Annotated in this window: 2 protein-coding genes; both read right to left on the bottom strand. The window is 73.5% G+C overall.

The annotated features are described in order from the left end of the window. Positions 1-40: 40 nt before the first annotated feature. Positions 41-796, bottom strand: a complete 756-nt coding sequence (locus tag H5J33_RS34350; protein ID WP_181798575.1) for a ferredoxin reductase — start codon at positions 794-796, stop codon at positions 41-43. After that, a complete protein-coding gene (locus H5J33_RS34345; protein ID WP_181798574.1) occupies positions 789-1,394 on the bottom strand; it encodes a sulfite oxidase-like oxidoreductase in 606 nt (201 codons plus the stop codon). Before H5J33_RS34345 ends, H5J33_RS34350 begins: the two co-directional genes overlap by 8 nt. Positions 1,395-1,670: the final 276 nt, after the last annotated feature.

The raw sequence follows: 1,670 nt of genomic DNA, 5'->3' as shown, positions 1-1,670 counted from the left end.
AGTACGCTCCCGGGCCGCGTACCCCGCCCCCGCCCCCGCCTCAGCCGAAGCGCTCGATGCGGATGCGTTCCACCGGCTGGCCGGCCGCGACCAGCAGCCGGGAGGCGTGTTCGGCGAAGGCGTTGGAGCCGCACACATAGGCCTCCCACCCATTGGCGGGCCGGTCGGCCAGGAGCGGCGCCACATGTGCGGCCGTCATACGTCCCACCGGCACCCCGGGCGGAGCGCTGCGGGTGAACACGGGGGTCGTCTCCGCGCCCAGCTCGCCCCCGTAGATCAGCTCCTCGGGGCTGCGCGCCGACACCAGCATCCGCAGCGGGACGGTGAGGCCGCGCGCCCGGTGGTGCCGGACCATCGCCATCAGCGGTACGACCCCGGAGCCGGCCCCGAGCAGCAGTGCGGGCCGGTCGCCCGGCCAGGCGAAGAAACCGCTCAGCGGGCCGCGCACCTCCACGGTGTCCCCGGGCCGGGCCACGGTGTGGAACCAGCCGGAGACCTCGCCGTCCGGCACCCGGTCCAGGGTCAGTTCGATGTGCCCGGACGTGTCCGGGGCCGACGCGATCGAGTAGTGGCGCTGCGCCACGTAACCGTCGGGGGCGGTCAGCCGCAGCATCAGGTGCTGGCCCGGCAGATGCCCCGCCCACCCGGGCACCGCCAGGCGGAACGTGGCCGCGCGCGGTGTCTCGCGGCGGATCTCCGTCAGTGTGGCGGTCTGCCACCGCGACGCCGCCTGGCCGTCCACGGCGATCCGCCCGGGCACCGCGAACCGGGTCACGGGAGTCGTCGTCTCAGTCACCGGAGTACCGCTGTTCCTCCCAGGGGTTGCCCCGCGCGTGGTAGCCGTTGCGCTCCCAGAAGCCCGGCTCGTCGTGGTCGAGCAGCGTGATGCCCGCGATCCACTTGGCGCTCTTCCAGAAGTACAGGTGCGGGACCACGAGCCGCGCCGGGCCGCCGTGCTCGGGCGGCAGCGGCGCGCCGTCGTACTCCCAGACGATCCAGGCCCGCCCGCCGGTGAGGTCGGTGAGCGGCAGGTTGGTGGTGTAGCCGGTGTGCGAGTAGGCGAGGGCATGTGTGGCGGACCCATGTGGCCGGGCCATATCGAGGAAGGCGTCCAGCGAGACGCCGCCGAACCGCACGCCGAACTTCGACCAGCCGGTCACACAGTGGATGTCGCCCTCGTACGCCGACGCCGGCAACGCGTGCGCGGCGTCCCAGTCCCAGGTGTGCGGGCGTTCGACCAGGCCGTCCACGCGGAAGGACCAGTCGGCGGGCGAGAGGTCCGGGGTGACCTCGGCGGACAGGACGGGCCAGTCCTCACGCGCGTCGTACTGCCCGGGCGGCAGCCCGGGGTTGTGGACGCGCGGGCGGCCCGTGAAGCCTCGCGTGACGTTCATGCTTCAACCGTACGCTGTCGTTCCGGGTGCTCCGTCCCTGGCCGGCGCCCCCATCGTTGCGGCCGTATGAACTCTGCCGGGGCCCGGGAATACCGCCTTCGCGCCGTTCCTTGCCGATCGGTGCCGGCCCCGGTGGGCCGGTGACGCACACAGAGACCGGCCGAGAGAAGCGAGGGAACGAGGATGCCCCAGGCGTATGTGTCCGACACCGTGATCGAGGGGGCCGCATGAGCGTCGTCAGCAGCCCGGACGCCGGCCCCGGCCGGACCGCCGCCG

Source organism: Streptomyces sp. WELS2, assembly GCF_013870595.1.
GTDB lineage: Bacteria > Actinomycetota > Actinomycetes > Streptomycetales > Streptomycetaceae > Streptomyces.
This window is presented reverse-complemented; position numbering and strand designations above follow the sequence as displayed.